This window comes from Pseudomonas sp. BS3767, from assembly GCF_900099665.1.
In the GTDB taxonomy this organism is placed as follows: domain Bacteria; phylum Pseudomonadota; class Gammaproteobacteria; order Pseudomonadales; family Pseudomonadaceae; genus Aquipseudomonas; species Aquipseudomonas cerasi.
The window spans coordinates 1-1164 of the sequence record NZ_FNCX01000021.1 but is presented as its reverse complement, the minus strand read 5'-3'; the positions used below and the strand labels follow the sequence as shown (position 1 = coordinate 1164).

Below are 1164 nucleotides of genomic sequence, written 5' to 3'. Positions count from 1 at the left end.
GATCGGGCTATGACCCAGGCTGCGCGGTGGTTGCAGCGCCTCCACCACCTGCTCGAACGGCAGGTCCTGATGCGCATGCGCCGCCAGCATGACCGTCTTGACCTGCTCCAGCAACGCGGCCACGCTCAGGCCCCCTTCCGGCCTGATCCGCAGCGCCAGTGTGTTGACGAAGAAGCCGATCAGCGACTCCAGTTCGCTGCGCGGACGATTTGCCACCGGCGTGCCGATCACCACATCGTCCTGCCCGCTGACGCGGCTCAGCAGACTCGACCAGCCCGCCAGCAAGGTCATGAACAGCGTCGCACCGTGACGCTGACCCAGCTGTCGCAACCCTGCCGTCAATGCCGGGCTCAGGGCCAGGCTCACCCGTCCGCCGGCGTAACTGCGCAACGGTGGGCGGCGGTGGTCGGTTGGCAGCTCCAGCAAGGCCGGTGCACCACTCAGGTGCTGCCGCCAGAAGTCGACCTGCGTGTGCAGCGTCTCGCCCTGCAACCACTGCCGCTGCCACGCGGCGTAGTCGACATACTGGAAGTCCAGTGCCGGCAGAGGATCGGCCAGCCCTTGGCTGAAGGCGCGGTACAACATGCCGATTTCGTGAAGCAGAACGCCCGTCGACCAACCGTCCGAAACGATATGGTGCTGCGTCACCAGCAGGATGTGCTCCGTCTCCGACAGTTGCACAAGCCGCCCGCGAATCAGCGGCCCCCTCGACAAGTCGAATGGCGCCAGCGCCTCCTCGCGAGCGAGCTGCTCTACGGCCTCGTGTTGCGTCTCATGTTGCGCCGCGCAGTCCAGCGGGCGCAGGTCATGAGTGACCAGGGCGAACCCTTGAGTCGCCGGCGCGATCACCTGGATCGCCTGGCCCTCGTGCAAGGCAAAATGGGTGCGCAGGGTTTCGTGGCGCGCCACGATCCGGTCAAGCGTGGCCTGCAAGGCGTCTCTGTTCAATCGGCCGCGCAAGCGCAGTCCCGCCGGGATGTGATAGGCGGCTCCGGCCGCCCGATCCAGTTGATCGAGGAACCACAAGCGCTGCTGCGCCCACGACAGCGGCAATGGCAGATTGCGATCCACCAGCGTCAACGGCGTCTGCGCCGAGAGCCGGGCGTTCGCCACCTGACGTGCCAGACCTTGCAGCGTCGGCTCGGCAAACACATCCCGCAGTGC

1 protein-coding gene is annotated in these 1164 nt (G+C 66.6%); it reads right to left on the bottom strand.

All coding sequences use genetic code 11. The features are described from left to right. Nucleotides 1–1164: condensation domain-containing protein (locus tag BLR16_RS27775; protein ID WP_256333259.1), on the bottom strand; the 1164-nt coding region annotated here is incomplete at both ends.